The 17864-nt window shown below is 52.0% G+C and carries 19 protein-coding genes and 1 tRNA gene; 2 read left to right on the forward strand and 18 right to left on the reverse strand.

The window, feature by feature from the left end; all coding sequences use genetic code 11:
* Positions 1-2 precede the first annotated feature (2 nt).
* The 3 genes from GOW98_RS18595 to GOW98_RS18605 form a co-directional block, all read right to left on the reverse strand.
* Positions 3-182 carry a hypothetical protein gene (locus tag GOW98_RS18595; protein ID WP_170334774.1) on the reverse strand — a complete coding sequence of 60 codons (180 nt, stop codon included), beginning with the start codon at positions 180-182 and terminating at the stop codon, positions 3-5.
* Positions 182-688, reverse strand: coding sequence for a hypothetical protein (locus GOW98_RS18600; protein ID WP_170334775.1), 507 nt, complete (start codon positions 686-688; stop codon positions 182-184). The genes GOW98_RS18595 and GOW98_RS18600 overlap by 1 nt, the downstream gene beginning before the upstream one ends.
* A 19-nt stretch (positions 689-707) precedes the next feature.
* Positions 708-801 (reverse strand) — tRNA-OTHER (locus GOW98_RS18605).
* A gap of 465 nt (positions 802-1266) precedes the next feature.
* On the opposite strand from GOW98_RS18605, the gene GOW98_RS18610 reads away from it, so the two are divergent.
* Positions 1267-2241, forward strand: coding sequence for an adenylate/guanylate cyclase domain-containing protein (locus tag GOW98_RS18610; RefSeq protein WP_170334776.1), 975 nt, complete (start codon positions 1267-1269; stop codon positions 2239-2241).
* Between the two features lie 85 nt (positions 2242-2326).
* Here GOW98_RS18610 and GOW98_RS18615 read toward each other — a convergent pair whose 3' ends face one another.
* The 7 genes from GOW98_RS18615 to GOW98_RS18645 form a co-directional block, all read right to left on the reverse strand.
* Complete coding sequence (locus GOW98_RS18615) at positions 2327-3778, reverse strand: DUF2779 domain-containing protein (protein WP_170334777.1); 1452 nt, start codon at positions 3776-3778, stop codon at positions 2327-2329.
* A 129-nt stretch (positions 3779-3907) separates the two neighbouring features.
* A complete protein-coding gene (locus GOW98_RS18620; RefSeq protein ID WP_170334779.1) occupies positions 3908-4684 on the reverse strand; it encodes a 2-keto-4-pentenoate hydratase in 777 nt (258 codons plus the stop codon).
* A 209-nt stretch (positions 4685-4893) separates the two neighbouring features.
* Positions 4894-5514, reverse strand: coding sequence for a cysteine hydrolase family protein (locus tag GOW98_RS18625; RefSeq protein ID WP_170334781.1), 621 nt, complete (start codon positions 5512-5514; stop codon positions 4894-4896).
* A gap of 276 nt (positions 5515-5790) precedes the next feature.
* Entirely contained in the window at positions 5791-6648 is an 858-nt protein-coding gene (locus GOW98_RS18630; protein WP_170334783.1) for a DUF302 domain-containing protein, read from the reverse strand.
* Between the two features lie 16 nt (positions 6649-6664).
* The gene (locus GOW98_RS18635) at positions 6665-7039 is read right to left on the reverse strand and encodes a DUF4345 domain-containing protein (RefSeq protein ID WP_170334785.1); all 375 of its coding nucleotides are present in this window, start codon (positions 7037-7039) and stop codon (positions 6665-6667) included.
* A 1454-nt stretch (positions 7040-8493) separates the two neighbouring features.
* Positions 8494-10038, reverse strand: a complete 1545-nt coding sequence (locus tag GOW98_RS18640) for a ShlB/FhaC/HecB family hemolysin secretion/activation protein (protein ID WP_170334787.1) — start codon at positions 10036-10038, stop codon at positions 8494-8496.
* Positions 10039-10257: 219 nt separating this feature from the next.
* Positions 10258-11190 (reverse strand): SdiA-regulated domain-containing protein, encoded by a 933-nt coding sequence (locus GOW98_RS18645; RefSeq protein ID WP_170334789.1) that lies wholly within the window; start codon positions 11188-11190, stop codon positions 10258-10260.
* Positions 11191-11372: 182 nt separating this feature from the next.
* Between GOW98_RS18645 and GOW98_RS18650 the strand changes: the two genes are divergently transcribed.
* A complete protein-coding gene (locus GOW98_RS18650; protein ID WP_170334791.1) occupies positions 11373-12131 on the forward strand; it encodes a hypothetical protein in 759 nt (252 codons plus the stop codon).
* Here GOW98_RS18650 and GOW98_RS18655 read toward each other — a convergent pair whose 3' ends face one another.
* From GOW98_RS18655 to GOW98_RS18690, 8 genes are all read right to left on the reverse strand, one after another.
* Positions 12132-13073 (reverse strand): metallophosphoesterase family protein, encoded by a 942-nt coding sequence (locus tag GOW98_RS18655; RefSeq protein WP_170334794.1) that lies wholly within the window; start codon positions 13071-13073, stop codon positions 12132-12134.
* Positions 13063-14496 carry a hypothetical protein gene (locus tag GOW98_RS18660; RefSeq protein ID WP_170334796.1) on the reverse strand — a complete coding sequence of 478 codons (1434 nt, stop codon included), beginning with the start codon at positions 14494-14496 and terminating at the stop codon, positions 13063-13065. The genes GOW98_RS18655 and GOW98_RS18660 overlap by 11 nt, the downstream gene beginning before the upstream one ends.
* A gap of 19 nt (positions 14497-14515) precedes the next feature.
* Complete coding sequence (locus GOW98_RS18665; RefSeq protein WP_170334798.1) at positions 14516-15160, reverse strand: hypothetical protein; 645 nt, start codon at positions 15158-15160, stop codon at positions 14516-14518.
* Positions 15161-15280: 120 nt separating this feature from the next.
* A complete protein-coding gene (locus tag GOW98_RS18670) occupies positions 15281-15454 on the reverse strand; it encodes a hypothetical protein (RefSeq protein WP_170334800.1) in 174 nt (57 codons plus the stop codon).
* Between the two features lie 42 nt (positions 15455-15496).
* Entirely contained in the window at positions 15497-15802 is a 306-nt protein-coding gene (locus GOW98_RS18675) for a hypothetical protein (RefSeq protein ID WP_170334802.1), read from the reverse strand.
* 52 nt (positions 15803-15854) lie between these two features.
* On the reverse strand, positions 15855-16469 hold the full coding sequence (locus GOW98_RS18680) for a hypothetical protein (RefSeq protein WP_170334804.1): 615 nt from the start codon (positions 16467-16469) through the stop codon (positions 15855-15857).
* Positions 16470-16524: 55 nt separating this feature from the next.
* The gene (locus GOW98_RS18685; protein ID WP_170334806.1) at positions 16525-16944 is read right to left on the reverse strand and encodes a hypothetical protein; all 420 of its coding nucleotides are present in this window, start codon (positions 16942-16944) and stop codon (positions 16525-16527) included.
* A 243-nt stretch (positions 16945-17187) separates the two neighbouring features.
* Positions 17188-17487, reverse strand: coding sequence for a hypothetical protein (locus GOW98_RS18690; protein WP_170334808.1), 300 nt, complete (start codon positions 17485-17487; stop codon positions 17188-17190).
* Positions 17488-17864: the final 377 nt, after the last annotated feature.

Raw genomic sequence — 17864 nt, forward strand, 5'->3', positions numbered from 1 at the left:
AGTCACATTCTCCAGAACTTGGTCTTGTTGAGATGGAAGCCCCCTCTCGAGACTTGGCAAAGGGCAATCGGCGGGACATGACCTGTGGCCAGCGAGCCCGTATTCATGAGCTTCCGGGCGTAGTCCTCATCATCGTTGCCTTCCATAATTCTATTGAAGATCACCTGTTGTTCGGCGGTCATCACCAGTCCTTCTTCACGCACGCGGGGCACCGATTACGGTCATCCGTTCGGTCAATCTGGCCGTAATATCCGCAGACACCGCAGGTCATTCGATCTCGAATGGGCTTCTGTCGAACGCCAAAAAGCCTCTTCCTTTCAGGGTGGCGCTTGCTTGCGACTTCATGCGCGCACCAACAACACAGTGTAGTGTACCAGCCGTCCAACAGCTGGGTCTCGGCAGCGTTTGAGCATCGCTCACAGGTACGATTTGCTCGTGCAATCGTCGCAGCAATCATCGACTGGATGCATCGATCATCACACCTGTGGTAGATGCGGAGCTCTCCCAGCTTTTCCTTGATCTGGAGGATGAAGGGGTAGGTGGCATCCTTTAGATCGCAGTGTTCTTTGATCTCTGTGAAGAGCGTCGTGACCAAGCCGGACCACCCTTCGGGTGTGCGGCCGAGGTTCTTCTCGACCGACTGCTTGATGTCGTTGAAATCAATTGTGTTCGTGACGTCGTTCGCCATGTCTGACGCCTCCTGAGGATGGTAGGAGGCGTCGGAATCGAACCGACTCGTGCACTCTAATCTGGAGCAATTACAAGGATATAAGCCTCGCCCGCATACCAATGCTGCCTCCCACGGATTTCGCGTGGGTTATCGACCTCAGGCCGATATTCGATGGCAGTGGATGCGTGTGAACGTCATGTCCGCAAGCTGAACCAGTTCGTATAACCATGTCAAGACGGAGCGTGCGGCACTTAGAAATTCACCGCGTAGTTCTGGGAACCTTCTAGCATAGCGTGTGCCCGATACACTGATGCATCTTATTTTGCGGGTCAGTACAGCGTCGAGTAGCTCTCTGACGGCGAAACAATTCGATACCCTGTGATCCGGACTCGAACTCAGAAACTCCGTCGATAGTTCGCTCTGAACCGGCGCGCGCCTTTTGATCTGCGTCTGATGGGCTCTGTTCTGGAGAAATACAAAAGTCTTGATCTGACCAAACCTCAGCGGCAGCATTGACCTGCATATTTCGAACAATGGAGATACCGGTTGCAAGACCTTGCAAGTTTCAATCCATTTAGCGTCTCGAGTAATTTGTGATGATACGTTCCTCACCTGAATTGCTGGCGGTTTCGAGGCGTTGGTATGAAATACTCAGAACCAAGAAGAATACTGACGAGTTGCAGGATTTTCTGTCGCAAGCAGATGAACTAAGGTTCGTTGGCACAGGCGAAGGTGAGTTTTGGAGCGGGCAAGCAGTTCGCGATGGGGTTAGCGGATTTTTTGCGGAGATCCCGGCACCCGTGGTTTTCGAAGAAGTTGAAGCTGAGGCCTTCGAAAACGGAGAAACGGGATGGTCATCCTTCGTCCATAAGATTCAGTTTGTCGGCTTTGATGAAGCCGTCTTTTATCGCACCGTCCTGATTTTTGTCCTTGAGGGAGCGGCCTGGAAGATCATCAATCGCCACGCTTCAGTGCCCACTCCAAATATTGAACTCGTGGGTAAAGAGCAGCTGGCCATCCAAAAACTGGTTGATGCTGCGCGTGAAGATGGACCCGAGCTGGTCCAAACCGAAGGTTTGGCTTCGGTACTTTTCACTGATGTGGAGGGCAGCACAACGTTGGCGGAGGCGTTGGGCGATCAGCGTTGGTCGGTGCTGATCGAAAACCACTTCCAAGTCTTGGCGGCGATCATTGAAAAGTATCATGGCCAGTTCGTGAAATCCCTTGGAGACGGAACGTTGTCCGTCTTTCCGTCCGCGAAAGAAGCACTAACGGCCGCTATCAAGATTCAGGGGGCCATTGCATCGGCTTCCGAGGAGCCATCTTTCGGTGTCCGGATTGGGATTCATACTGGTGATGTCGTGCAATCTCGTGGAGATTTTTTCGGTACGGTGGTCAATAAAGCGTCACGCATAACGACCGTTGGTGCGGCGGGCGAGATACTCGTTTCAGATGCGACTCGCGCCATGGTCGGAGGACGAACCGATTTCTCATTTTCTGAAATAGAACCAAGACTCCTGAAAGGTCTACGCGGCCACCACGTTTTGTATCGGCTGGATTGGCAAGATTAAGTGTTGGGGGCGCCGTAACTCCGGTAAATCGCCTAGTCTACTTGGGGAGCAGCACCGCAAGTTGTTTTGAGGTTCGCGGCACACCTCACATCGCCAGCAATTCGCGATGAATGGCGACCATTGCCCAAGTGTCGCGCGTACAATACGCAACGAGATCAGAATAGACCTTCTCGCGCGCTGGATCATCCGGTTCGGTCAGTGTAACGTCCTTCCAAAGGCGAGACGCGCTCGCCCCCTCTTTGATGTCCAGATCATCGTATGAAAGTTCTGGCAAAAACGCTGGAAGAACGGCCTTGATAGAGGCGCTTCCCTTGAACGCGGGATCGTTGATCACTTCATCCGCAAACGGCTTCATCAAATCTACAACACGAGCATTTAGGCCTTCCAGAAACTCAGCGTGCTCTGGATAAGTTTCCGCCATTTCCGTATTGCGCGATTTTTCGAACGGCGCATACCAAACCACTACAGAGCCAACGTCCCCCATGTCCTCACGAAGTCTGTTAAGTAAGGCTGGCATCGGATTACTGGCGTTTCGGTGGAGATACTCCCTGTGCTCTATTTCTCCGCCAGGCTGATGCTGGATATGCAAGGAATACTGGAAAGCGACTTGCTGATAGGGGCGCGTTCCGTTCCAAGGTGACAGCAAACTTTGAGACGTCTCGTAGTCAAAGTAATAAACCGGATAGACAATCTCGCTCAGAAACCTGCTCAACTCCTGATGATCGATAGTGCGTGCACCGTTCGCCAGAGCTCTCAAGTAGCGTTGCGTCGACTTGCCCAACACAGATGGATCACTGATCTCGTCAATCTTTGTGATCCCGTCTGCGATGAGTTCCGAGGCTTTTTCCGCATTCATGAACGGAAGGCGGTGGATACTGTCATGCGCGAGAGGTGGGTCGAGTTTTTCGCGGATCTCCAGCCATTCACCATAGGATTTAAGGCGCGCACTTTCAGGGGACGGATCAGGCATCGTACCGCTGGCAACGACGCTCAATGCCTGATCGATACGCGTGCGTGTTTTTTCGAGCTGCTCAGTCACCGCATCCGTGATGTCAGTGATGCTGACAAGCTCTTGCGGATTGATTTCGCCGTTTCTGACGTAATCACGGTTCACATGTGCCACTTCGCAGCGCGCAATGGGGAACCCCGCTGCCTCAAGCACGACACGCTGGAATGCGAGATCAAAAGTGTGTTCGGGCTTTGCAGATGTCCCGCTCTTGATCTCTGTCAGAACGTACCCATCGCCACTGCGGCTCACGATGTCGGAGATGCAAGTTATGGTTCCATCTTCATAGCGTCCCTGCGCCACTGCGTTTGCACCGTTTCTCCAAGCCTCCAAAGTACGCGCGGGCAGAGCCTGGTATTCTGAAAAATCTGAAAAACCGAGGCGAACGAGATCACCAAATAGCTCCTCAGCATATGGCTCAAACGCGTGCCCCTCGTCAAAACGCGCTTGCAATGAAGGGTCAATCGGCGGCAGCAGATGCCTGGCGTGTTTCTTGATCCATAGCCAGGCGGGGTGCCTGAGAAACATCATGTAATCTGATTTGGATAGCATCGAATAATTTGCATTCCAGAATTGATGAAATCAGTGGAAGACTATCGCGCCCAGCTATTGAGAGTAACTTTTCTTTGGTGAAGTAGGCGTCACAACTCTATTACAGCCTCATGTAAATCGCACCGACAGCTCGGTGTCCATGACACCACCAAAGCCCGCTGACCATTGTTCGCCCGGAAACACTGGCCATGCGTCTGTCAAAGTACCAGTTGTGACTAGCTCGCCTCCTTGAAGCTGGTCGGCGTCTGAGAGCAGAGAAATAAGATGAGCCAGGACTTCAATTGGGCCACCGAGCGCGTTTTCACCCTTGCCGGACTCGATGGCCTCGGTGCCCTTGAACAATGCTAGAGGCACTTCGGCCAAGCCGGTCAAGACATCATGCGTCGCCTCGATTTTGTCGCCAAGAACAAGGCAGCCGTGCAATCCTTGTGCTGCGATTGAGTCTTCGACCGAGAATTTCCAGTTGGGATAAATCGATTGAACAATTTCAAATCCCGGGGCAACCCAATCCACGCAACCTGCCAACTGCTCATTGTTCATTTCAGCCGTCGGCGCATCGCCGAGGCCAAGTACGATTTCTGGCTCGATTCTCGGTTCTGAATACCTTGCCAAGTTTACCGGCTGATCAGTCGAAAACAGCCCATCTGAGTGAACCTCTCCCCAAATGGGTTGATCTACGCCATAAACAGGCCAAATCGCGCGGTTCGTGAAGCCGACCTTCCGGCCAACTCTCTTTTTGCCCTGAAGCTCTCGGACGCGACTTGCAATCGAATAAGCATCATCCAGCGTTAGCTGTTCGGTCTCTGAAGACAGTTTAGATATCTGCTGGGCAGAGGTCAGGGCATCAGCGATTTTCTGAGCGTTAGCTTCAATATCTCTTGTCATATTCGCATTATACGGACCAAGGGCTGGATTACGATGCAATCCAGATTTTGAAGGTCTATAATCGAAAACTCAAAGGTTAGCACTGAAAGTGTTGATACCTTCTGCATCAAATGGGCTAGTCCAAGGCGTTCTGGCGACAAAAAAACTCCACCCGTTGCTGCACCCTAAAAATTATGCTCCCCAACTGGTACTAACAGTTCAATTGCAACTTAGAGCGACGAGATGGCATTGATCACTGCTTCTCGGTTCTGAACAGCGCCGGTTTGTAGATACTCCATAGCTTTGAGAGCAGCTTCATGGGCTTGGAAAGATGACCCGCCAACGCAATCTTCTACAACGCGGCAGAAGTAGTCTGATTGGTGGCCATCGACGAATGTGTAGTGTACACAAACATCTGTCAGCCCGCCGCACAACAAAAGTGTGTCCACCTTTAAACCGCGCAGCAGGATTTCGAAATCGGTTCCAAAAAACGCAGAATACCGTCGCTTCAGGACGATGTAATCACCTTTGCGATATCCCATCTCATCTTTTGCAACTTCCGTTCTTGGATCACCTTCGAGACAGTGTATGTCTTCGTCACCATCCAGCTCACGGCCGAAGTCTATCTTATCGGGACGATGGATTTCCTGAACGAAGATGACGGGCACATTGTTGTCATGCGCGGCGTCAACCAAATCGCGCGCAGCGATCATGCGCTCTTTGTAACCCGGCATGTTGTCAATGGAGCGCACTTCGCTGTCATCAATAAACGTGCTCTTTTGAATGTCGATTAAGATCAGGGCAGGTCTACCCTCGATCAGTTTCTTGGCTGGTTTGGTTTTGGTTGTCACGTTCGACCTCTAATCTGCCAGGTCGTCCTGAAGATACGCCGGTAATTAGCCGGGTCGTCCCAGCGGGCAGATCAATTTTGACTAAATGTGCAACTGAGTATGGTCAAGGCCGTGCTGCGTTGTTTTGGAATGAAAACTGTATACTCGCGCCCAGGGCAACATTGCCCGCAAATTGCCGTTAGGGGTTAAGTGTAGCGATGGTCTGTACCCAGCCCAGAATGGGCAGCTAAATACGGAATATAGCAATTCAGAAAAATTGTGACTTCCGACCAGCGGCTACTCAATTGCAGTGCGAAATGTTGAGGTAAGCCGTTTGTTCAAACCGTAATGAGGTTCGGCTGAAGAACCGTAGTGCAATTCCGCCAATGCAGCGATGTCATTGAAAATCACTACGGAGCCGCCTTCTTCATTCGCGTAAACTAGTAGTTTTTGGCAAAAGGCATCCAAACCAATTGCCGGAAAGCCCGCCATAGCTACGCCACCGGGTGCTGGTCCGCCGAACAGTAAAAGTACCGCCTCCGGCAGGTCCACCCCCAGTTGGGACGCTTCGGTCGCAAAATCGATTTCCCCAAACCAGACAGTATCGTCCTGCCCCATCACGGCTGTCCTGAGACGTTCGACTGCCTCTGGTACGCTGAGCTGAGATCGCAGTTCGATGACCCCATAGTCGGCAAACAATCCGCTGATTGGCGCTGGTGCTGCATCCAAGCCGTTCAGAACTTCGAGCAGCTTGCTTTCAAATGTATTTAACGCTTGGGTGTCATTCAGACCATGCCGCACTTTGAGAAACTGAGAGTCTGTATAGGCGATCTGCGGGCGATCATCCTGATCGAAGGAAAGAGCGCGAAAAGGAAGGTCCAAACCTGCTCGTATGTTCTCTTCCAGAATGGGCGTGTTTACCTCTGGATCAGAGAAAATGAGTACACGTGATGCTGGCATTACTACGCCTTCAGCTTTGGCCAAGCGCGCGTGATCTATCGATGCGATTGGAGTAGCTCCCGCTTCGACAACGGCAGTCTCAAGCTCTAAAAAGTTTTTGTCCACCGCAGTCTGGACAGATGACGATTGAGCCAGACCGGATGTCGAAACCGACGCAGTTGTAATGATCGAGAGAACAAAGAAAAACCTCAGCACTTTAACACTTCCTGTTTCATTGTACTTTTCTCAGGGAAACCGCCGCCAGAGCTGCAAAAGCTATCTCGGCCGCAAGGTAAAATAGAAGCAACCCGTTTGGAACTCCATCGATAAGAATGCTTAGCATGCGTCCACCAGCCAGTCCCGACATAAACAAAAACAGAACCCAAAGCGCAGGGCGTTGTAATTCTGGTTTCGAAGCAGCCGCCAACCAAAACAACGCGTTTGCCAGGTAAAGACCCATAATCGCTCGGAACACGTGGGTTTGGTTCGTTCCTTCCACTGGAAATCCCAGTAAAACTGGGATCGAACTACCCGGCATCAGGCCATATGATAACGCAATTGGCACGAGGCCGACAGCAGCAAGCAGAAGGACTAATCTGGCACTCATGGAGGACTCCTTCTCGTAGAGGTTTCGCTTTGTTGCGAAATTCCTAGTCGGTTTTTTGGGCACCCGATGATCCGAGCCGGATGCCCAAACAGCACTCAGAAAAGCATATTGTATGCCTCATTAACCTTCTGAGAGATGACACCTTCGGTTGATGTCTATTCGTCAACTTAACCTTGGTTGGATACCAGCTTCCCACTCGGAAGAATTCCTCTAAGGCTTCAAGATGTGCCTGGCGCTACTGCTGCTTTCGTTTGACCGAAATAATGCAGCCAGAGTGTTTTGGATGCCGAGCAGGTACATCCCGTGCCATTGCGTCCACGTTTCCGAGGTGCCGCAACGCTCCGTTGTTCAGCAACACGCCTCGTCCAGCATCATACCGGCGCTGTCCAAATCCGCTGGCTACGCATTCCCAGTCTTCCTTGGCTGCCGCGTCGCGGAATCTCGGTAGGTCGTGCGGGTCATGTCGTCCAGGTGTTGCTGCGACGTGATCGTGTTTCTTCGCATTGCTTTGGTGGGTTAAATGGTGGGTCACTTGTGTTGTGCCAGGTTGCTGGACAGTACCGGTTGTCGGCCTCGGCTTAGGGCGCATGATTGTCACGACGCCTTGTGGTTTCGGATGTCCTGGGACTGCCACGTGAGTTGCCGTAGGTTTTGGTGTCAACTGTGGAACCTGACCAGGAACCGCCGTGGGAACCTGATTGGGGGTTGCGGTTGGGACAAGCGGTGGTGTCGCCGTAGTACCGCTGGGTTGCGGAACACGGCCGGGCACTGCGACCGGAATCTGGTTTGGTGTTGCAGTCGGGACGAGCGGTGGCACAGCAGTTTGTCCAGTGGGCTGAGGTGGGACCTGACCAGGAACTGCGACTGGTATTTGGTTTGGTGTTGCGGTGGGCACAAGTGGCGGCACCGCTGTTGGGCCGGTGGGTTGAGGCGGAACCTGGCCAGGGGTAGCGACCGGAACTTGATTGGGAGTTGCAGTCGGAACTTGCGGGGGCACCGCGGTGGGACCAGTAGCCAATGGCGGAACCTGATTTGGAACAGTTGTCGGAACCCGGTTTGGTGTCGCGTTTGGTGCCAGAGGCGGAGTTAGGGTCGGCGCTACTACCGGCGTGGGAACCTGACCAGGAACCGCTATTGGTGTCGCAATAGGAACCTGACCGGGAATTGCGTTCGGGACCGCGCCCGGCGCAAGGACTGGAACAGTAACGGACGTGGGCGTTTGCTGCGTTCCCTTAGGCGGCAACTGATTTGCCACCGGCTGAGTTGGGCCAGTAACTTGATTACCTGCCCCTTGCCCACCAGCCTGCCCGCATCCTTGGCTCGACTGGTGTGGGTTCCCTACGCCTCGGCACCACCCGTAGTGATTTCCGCGGGCAAAGACCTGAGTAGCGGCCAGTTCTGCAATTAGACAAGTTGCGGTAAGTACAGCAATTCGGTTCAGTTTCATAACATCCTCACCAACTTGTTGTCAGAGCAAGATACGCGCCAGGATCGCCAGAGTCGGTCAAAGGGCCGTCTCTCAAAGGGACACCGACATATCCGGACAGGAATAGATTTTGCTTAAACTCAATGTCCAACCCGAGACCTGTCGATGCCAGTGTAGCATTGTCAACTTCAAAACTCGCAGGGTCATTGTTCGAGATGTAACCCACGTCGAAAAAGGCAAAGGGTGTTAAGCGATGGATGCTCTGGGAACTGGGGAAGTAGGAATGAGACACTTCGAAAATCGCGGAAATCCCGGAATCACCATCCACTTCGTCAAAACGATATCCGCGCAAAGCGTAGCGATCACCAAGGAAGTACTCTTCGACAGAGGGCAGCCGGTCTGTTGTGTACTGCCCCCAGATCTCGGTGCGCCAAGCTGTGTTGGGCGACAAGCCCGTTAGTGGGCTTTCGTATCCGATGCCGCCTCGTAGATGCCAGAACGAAGAGTCCCCGTCGTCAAAATTCGCGTCTGTCGTTTCATTGTCATTATCGCCAAAAGATAAGGTTAGCCCCGCTTCCAGAGCTTGTCCCTTTGGATAGTTTTGCCCGTAAAGATAAGTAAGGCCAACGACACTCGCGTCACTGGATAATGGAACGCCGCCACTGACTGAGTCCGCTTTTGAAAGGCGATAATCCAGCAGAAAGTATCCATATCGGGCTACATCTCGGATTACGGGGTAACCCATCGCGACGGTGAAGTTTTCGCCGTCAATATCTGTTCTAGCAAAATTTCCTGAGAGGTCACGTTTTGCGTTTATGTTCCCGTAGAAGATCTCACCGTACAGACCATTACTGTTCAGCGGGGTGCGATAGGTAAGAGCGCCCCATAAAGAGTGTTCATCGTCTTTGTCCCAATTGTAATTGCCTGAACCCTCAAATCGCAGCAGATCCCCAACGGTCAGTGTCGAATAAAACTCTTGTACGACATAGAAACTGAGCGCTTCCCCAAGCTCACGCGGAGGGTTGTCTAGTGTCGCACTACCGGCTTGTTTGCGCAGAGGTTCTCCCAATACTCTCAGCCGAGCACCAGCCTGATCCGGGTAATCAAGTTCGGTCGACACGTCCAAATCGGGTATGTCCTCGGCTAGCATAACCGCCCGCTCAAATCGTTTGAGAGTTATTGGATATGCGGTGGTGAGGGGCTGAAAAATCTTCTCTAGTGTTTGGAACGTGCGAGTATCTACGCCTTCAATTTCGATGGTTTGAATGCGCCCTTCATCAACAATTATGCTCTGCCCATCGGGACCGGGCCAGGCCTCAGCCAAAAAGTAACCGTCTTCTCGGTAGATCTGAGTAATCGTTGATGCGACCTCCACCGCTGTGATGCGCCCAGACCGATTGAAGGCCAATTGACCGGCAAAAGTTAACAGCTCATCCGCATCATACACCGTTACGCCGCTGACCGAGTGCTGGGACGCGATGTCCCAGGTTTGGGCAATGCTACTTCTTGGAACTGATGCAGTGGCCACAAGAGTGCAAATGATCGCAAAAACAACTGAGCTGAATACGCGCATTTTTGACAACCTTAAAGTGACTGAGCATGTTGAAGTCCAATGTTATTATGTGGTTCGCATGTGTGAACCTGACGCTACTCGAATATATTGATGGGTGATGTTTTTAAGAAACACAGTGAACAGAACGCAGATTTACTTAATATGCCGCACATACGACGGCGCTCAATTACACAACCCGGCTTTTCAACAAGTTAGAGTAGAGAACTAGTAGAACAGTCCTCACAATTCCGGTTGCTCAAAAACATAAAGCCGCGATTTCTTGGCATCGTCTGTCAGGATATAGAGAAGCCCTCTGGTTTCATCGAGGGCGATCCCTTCGGGATGTTTAACTTCTTTTTGTTTTCCATCTTCTGTGAACGTCAAACTGATAGACTTTACGGACTTGGACTCTGGATTGTAGACGAAGATCTGACGGCTTTTGTCACTCACAATCCAAAGAGAACGCGAGGACCGGGACCATGTCAGGCCACTCAAATCCAGTTCATCATCATCTACACGCTCGGAGATAAAACCTGCATCGCGGGCTAAAGGAATGATCTCAATAATTTCGTCTAGCTCTGGCGATAACACCATTAACAACCTTGGTTGTCCCTCAATGCCAACGAAGACCCGCCCGGATTCCGGGTCAACGGCGATGCCTTCGGGTCCCTTGTTCAATGGGTTGCCGACGAGTGATGCAGCGGCGGTCGGGTAACCTTTAAGAGATGCGAGAGGTATTGTCGTCAGTTGAATGGGGTCAGTTGGGTGAACGACTAGGATTGATCGGTCAGTTTCTTGAAGCACCAAAACAGACCCATCTTTTCGAGGTGCAACACCCTCCAAATCTGATCCTGCCAATGCTGGTAACTTGAAAGAGTTTCCTAATACCCCGTCGACTCCGAGTAGGTGCAGTTTAGGTTCGGCATCACTTACAGACCACAAGAAGCCTTCAGCGTTAGACATTGCCAAACCGGAAGGCTCTGAAAATCCCTCTGATTTGTCTGCCACCTTGAATTTATCGACCAGAACCAAACCAGCACTTTCAGCGTAGGCAAAATCGGTCCAAGGCAAGAAGGCTGCCGCAACCAAGCTGGCCGTAAAAGCGAGTCGTCTAAGTTTGCAGAAACACCGTGAAATTTCAGCTTTTGACGAAAACACTCTGTTTTCTGTCATTGGATTCTCTCGCGCTTGGACCACATCCCTGTATCAGCGTTCGTATCACAGTCCGGATACGATGTCCGAAGAATGCACTGTAATCTCTTTACCTGATCCCGCCTGTTGCGATTGAATTGAATAGGGCACGATGTGCCTTTGGTTAAGCGTAAGCCTTTGGCGCGAGCAGGAAGGAAGACAAGTTGAATACGACCCTCACATTTGTGACCGTGTTGTTGATGCTGCTGTTGCCAGGTGCTGCGGTGTCACAAGTCGACCCTGCGACGATGCTGGCCGGGGCTTCGGGGTCGGAAATCGTTATCGAACGCCGGTGGACGCAGTTTCGTGGCAAACAGGAACTGTATTTTTTTACTCTCGATGTGATCGTCACGATCATTCTGGCTGGCTTGATCGTCTATCATCCGGTGAGACGTAAAGCCCGTAGAAGCGTCCGCGACATAGTTATGCCCAGACTGTTCTTCCTTTACGCGCTAATTGGAATGGCTGTGGGATTCCTGGTAGTCCAGCACGGGTCAATGATTGGTTTCGTTATCTTTGGCATCGGCGCGTTGCTCAGGTTCCGCTCCAATCTCGATGATCCGGTGGACACTGTCGAAATGATAATCGTAACGGTTCTTGGTCTTGCGGTCGGTTTGGGCTTGCCGCTGATGGCCACACTGGTGGCGATTGTGTGTTGGTGTTTTATTTGGCTGGGTGGACGCAACAAGGGTGTCGAAGTCTCCCTCAAGGCATCTGACGAAGAGCACTCATTGAACGTCAGCGGCGCCATTGAAGCCATGGCCGCAGACGCTGGCTGGAAGCTGGTCAGAAAACACCACGTCCCCGGAAAGTCTCGCGTCTCTTTGCTTTTCATCACCTCGGGAGGGCTTTCAGAAGCCCGGATAGAAGAGATGATAAACGATCTGGTCCCTGATAAAGTTGAGCTGAAACTCAACCTCTAGTCATTTCACAAGGTCTAAGCGTTTCAACACCGCATTCGGGGATCTGATCTCTTTCGGGAGCGACTTGAAGTTTACCGACCTTTCGAAGTCAGGGCCTCGATATACTGCTATCCCAAACTCTCCGTTCGGCTGGAACGTAACATGAGTGAAGCTGTGAGGTGATCTGGCGCTATCGCCAATAAGCCGCCGCGGACCACCTCCCAAACAAGCTTGAGAGACATAAGCCACACCGTCTTTCCAACCGGGGTAGAAGGCATGATGGTGGCCAGACAGATGCAGAACCACACCGCTTTCCAAATAGATTTTTTCAAGTGTTGGGTCGCCGATTATTTCACGTTCGCGCTGGATCGCGAACGGCCAAAGTGGGAGGTGACTGAAAGTGACAATCGGGTCTCCGTCTGCACCCAATTCCTGTAACCGGTCCTGCTGGTCACCGGATAGGGGTCCTAGGGTCGTTGCATCCAAAGACGCAAACGTAATGCCCTGCATCTCAAATGCGTAGAAGAACGGGTAGTCATCTGAAACCAGGAAGTCGACGCCTGGTTTTCTCGGCGTCCATTCCTCTGCGTATATTTTCCTTTCACGCTCGAACCCTCGGTAGGCGGAGGCATCATGGTTTCCAGGTGTGACCGCAAATGGAATGCCGGCAGCCTCTAATGGATCTGATACGGCCTCGTGAAACGCATTCCACATCTCCCTGACCTGTTTGTCGGACAAGTTGGGAATGCGCTGTCCCGCAACCATATCTCCGGTCGAAATAACCAGATCTGGATCAATCTCGATTATGCGCTCAATCGCCCTGTCGACGCGGGCATCGTATCTTACCGAACCATAGCTTCCATTCAGATCCGATATGACGATGACATCCAATGCCACCGCTTTGCAGGCGAGCAGAGCGGTCCAAATGAATGCCGCAAAGAGCGTAGAAAGCTTACGGGTCACTACAGTTCACCGCCTTTACTTCTGTGTCGCCTCTCAAAAAGAGTGCGACAGGATCCAAGTCGAACATCAAATCACCATTAGAACAATTGTCCTGGAGGATGGATGTTGCCAGCGCGGTGTTTTTTACAACTTGTGCAATCTGCCTATCTGACAACCCAAGGCTCTGCGACAACCATTCATAAACCGGGCCTTGCGATTGAAGGTCATTATTCAATGCAACCAAGCGCCGATACGTACTTGGAGAGAAGTGCCGCATTTTCTCTAGCATTTGAGTAGATTTTGCGAAATTGGCATACTCTACCCGCCCACCAGCATCGTTGTCGTTTAGATTGCTGCGACGGATCAATAATGCGTCGGCGGGAACATCTCCATCGTTTGGCTCATGGTGCTTGGCCTTCCTATGCTTCAGGCCTCCGTCTTCGACCCAATACCAATAAGGTGTGAAGTCTATGTTTCCTACGCGGTCCTGCTGGCTAAAGATGAAGTCGAGTAGAACAATCTCGGTGAGTTCTTGCATCCAAAATGCCATCTGTTGGTCACTGACATCGGGGCCGAGATCCTTGTTGATCATCCGGTCTTTTCGTCCTTCTCTGACGCCCTCTGCGATTGCCTCTGACAATGGTTTTGAAGAACGCAAAGCCAAGAAAGCGGGCGTTTCCTGAAAATCGCGGTTCTGACCTTTCCCCCAACCGGATTTACGGGTGCCGTTGATTTCCGAGCCGTATCGATGGCCAGGGCTATCAAGCAGCACACCGTATATTTGCGTGCGATCCGATGTGAATAGATCATCTGTCGGTTGGTATGAGTTCGGGTCGGTATCCGCAGCTGCGAAGACCCGCCAGCCTTCGTGGTTCATGCGCCCGCCATGAGAACCACCGGAAATCGCAAGGCCAGGCTGGGCGACCTCGGAGAAATGCGCCTGGGCGTCCATGCTACGCCAAACGGCTACTGGAACTTTGACAGTCGCGTCGAAATATCTGGAGAAATGATAGTAAAGCAGTGAAGACGTGGAAAACGTGCCACTGGTGCCTTTTTGGTTCATGGTGGATTTGAATTTGGCCACTCTGTCCTTGGCCAGATCTTTCGCCGCCTTCCCCTCTTTGCAAGCGTTTCTCTCGAATTCAGAACGGTTCCCCACGTAAGGTCCTTCCGAGATATCGTAGACGGCCATTCCTGGGCTGGTGCTCCAGGTTTTTGGGCAAATAGCAATTTCGGAGGCATAGAAATCGATCTCGCAATAGGCCGTTTCTTCATCAAGATCGCTGTTCCTGTACACGCCAGTCGGAACTTTTTCGATGCGGATACAGCGTTCAGTAACGCCGTTGGGACTATCAAAGGTCGTGGCTTCACCGAGAACATCATCGTTCGCCCACAAGACAGTGGGTGCAATTAAAGCAAGTGACCCCAGAAGATTGAACTTCATTTGGATAGTCCTCCCAATATCATTTGGGGCAAATCGCTGCCTGTTGCTCGTTGGAGATCTTCAATTTTGGGTCGACACTGAAGTTGGAAAATTTTGAGTCAATCCACTTGTCGCACCCGCCTGAACAAGGGGCTCCGTTTCGGGCATCATTCCAATATTCCTTGGCCCTTTCTTCTGTCCAACCGCAAAACTGAACGAGCGCCATCGCCGACAATGCACCTGAGGAATGAACGCCCCACATGCAGTGCACCAGAACAGGGCCCTTTCCAGGGTTTTTAATCACCTCGTGTATGGACGCCATGACAGCATCGGGTCGGGAGGATCTGGCACTTTGATAGTCAAAGGATCCGCTTCCACAACTGGTGCGACCGTATTCAGTGTTTTTGCCAAAGTCCGCATAAAACCCGGTTGAAAACCCTTCACCGCACAGAGTTTCGCGTTGACCTTCACTTAGGCCAGTTCGATCCTTGTCGCCGCCCTTGAAGCCGGATCGATACAACACTCCGCTTAAGACTGGGCGAAAGAAAGCGACACCATCAATGCCTCCGTCACCACCCTTTGAAAGCATTTGACTGTTGCTTGGACCGCCATTTCGACTGGTCACGTCAGAATTCGCAGCGGTTGCGAAAACAACAATGAATATGAGGGACGCCAAAAACCGCATGCCAAATCCTTTCTATTCTTGAACCTTTAATGCTCAAACTCTTGCGACCTGATAGTCTCTCGGAAAGGCTAGTTCATGACAACCATATCAAGTGGGCAAATAACTTTCCGCTGTGAAACTTTAAATAGGCCACACGAGATTGATGATAACGACGACTACAAAGTAGGCTAGAACAACTTTCCAGTTCCATTGGTGCTTGTTTTCTTCATTGATCACCCCCGCCGATTTCAATGCCATGTTTGTGATAACTAGAGCGGCGATGATGACCGCCGCATGTGCCAGGTCGAAATGCAAGTGTGAGCTCCTTCTTTCAGATTTGGGATTGATGGAATTTTGTCAGCAGTCACTTGATGGCAGCATTGCTACATCTGAGTACCTTCCCTCGGATGTCGTGATCCGAGCACATGCACCAGTATCCTTGTTAAACCAGTACGAGGTCAGACCTTCGCTTCGGATGAGTTCAAACCCGAGACTTTGAATGCCCATTTCAGCTTGGCCCGCTCTTGCCCCTTCAAATGAAGAAAGATCGCTAGAGCTGCCCACAGTAGGTGCACTTGCATCCACCGAACCGCTGCTCTCATCGCATGCTGCAAGCGCAGAAATGCACATCGTGCCTATCACCAATAGTACTTTGGATTTCATCTGTTTTTCCTAGCATTTTGGGGGTTACGTTTCGGGGTTTCTAGTCGATCACCTATTCAATTCCGAAAATTACGTTGTAGCTGACGGAAGAGTTGCTGCGATTGATAACCTCCACAACATGATCACCAGATTGCCAAAGCTGTCCTCGATACTCCTTGTCCGCCGACATCAATCCCAACAGTTCAGAACCATCGGGGTTACGAATAACGTAGTCCAAGGAGCCATTTCGCGGAGCAACGCGGACGTAGAGGAACTGTTCGTTTTTGGCACCCAGAACATATTGCTGAGAGGCGCCGGGCGCGAGTTCACCAACGAGTTCTGCGCCGGTGGAGCCAGCATCGAATTTGACACGTTGGCTACCGGTAGAACCGGCGGCGCCTGCCATTGCTCCACCGCCATCATCCATCGCTTCGACAACCGACATCTCGCCGATGCTTCCATCCTTGTACGCGATGCAGCGCCAAAGTGTTCCACCTGCGTCTCGCAGCATGACGAGCGTACCAGCTTCCGAGAACTGAGAGCTTTCAATTGTACCTGATTGACCGTCTGGTCCACCAACCTGCCGCAAATGGTCGATACACGCGTCGTCGGCTTCTGACATTGCAAAAGCAGCTGTGCCCGCGATTGCGAACATGGGTGCGAGGAGCTTGAGTACAACGAGTTTCATCAGATGGTTCCCTGTTGGCTTGTCCTTACTGTTTTGTTCCGTGCAAAGCGGAACCTCACTTCGCGTCTCTTAACTTTGACAGAAATTCATCGCATGCCTGTGCGCTGCCGACGATCTCGCCCGTCGTTTCCATTCCTTGCAGTGACGCCATTTCGGAATTTACGCGGTTGAGGATCTGATCCGCTTGCTCGGCGGTGATCAGGTTCTCGGCTTGTGCTCCTTTCAATGTGGTGCAGACACCGGCGGACAAGCCTGTCGCAACGCCGACACCCACCGCGGCCCCGCCACCCAAGGTCATAGCCCCAACCACGCCGAGGACGAGCCCGATCACAATTCCCAAGATCACTTTTCCCATGCTTTCCTCCCTTTTGGTGAGACAGAAGTCCGCCTTCATTTCTGGTGTAAACTGCGAGCCCACCTGCAAATGAAAACCAGCGCCAAAATGTTGAGCACCGGTGCAATCGCCGCGAACCATGGCTTGGCGGACTCCGAAACTAAGTCCGCTACAAGTATCCAAGGTAGTCCCAACGGCAGTAGGAACGCTCCGGACAAAGGGTCTCGTTCCTGTCCCAACCAGCCAAATGTGCCCGTCAAGAATGCAACCAACGCCAACAGGTACAGGACCGAGAATACGATGATGGTGGTTCTACAAACCAAGTCGAGCCTCAGAAGACCAAGCCTGTGCTGCGCAGCCGATTTCAGCTACGCAGCAGACAGGTCACAATGCGCCTTCGTCGCCCAGGAACTCGATTCTAGCCGTTGCGCCATCACTGTAAGCAATGCAATTCCAAGGAGCACGATCCTCGCCTACGCCGACTGTGACCTGTGTTCCCGCCTCGCTAAACGCGGATGAGAGCACCACGACTTGCGAATTGTTCGTCGTGTTGGCTACATCTCGCAAACACGCCTGCTGAGCCGGCGTGAGTTCGGCGGACGCACTTGATGTACTCGTATCGTCGCAGGCCGCAAGCAGTGCGAAACATGTCGCGCCCGCAATCATCACAATCTTGTTGGTCATCTTCTTCTCCCTCTGGTTCCCTTGAAATTAGTGAAATTGGATGCGCTTGTTTGAAGCTCTCGCGTCTGTGCAGCCAATTGAACATACCTTGATCCTGTGACTACCTTTCCCAAAACTTGCCGCGGTGGGCTTGGTCGGCGGGACGATATTTCGTTGACTATCGGGGCCGACGTTAACGTGTGAAGGCCGAATGAAGTCACTAGCAAATGCTAGAGCAAACTCTGGAAAGAGGGCGAGTACGTTAAGTCTGAGCATCGCGTCCTCCCAGCGCTCAATCATTGTAAAGTGCCTTCCGACCGCCGGTACTCACTCCAGCAGTCGAAAGGGCCCGACAAATCGGGCGACAGCGACAACAACGGAGGTAAAATAAAGTTGCG

The sequence above is a fragment of the Ruegeria arenilitoris genome (assembly GCF_013032445.1).
GTDB classification, from domain to species: domain Bacteria; phylum Pseudomonadota; class Alphaproteobacteria; order Rhodobacterales; family Rhodobacteraceae; genus Ruegeria; species Ruegeria arenilitoris_F.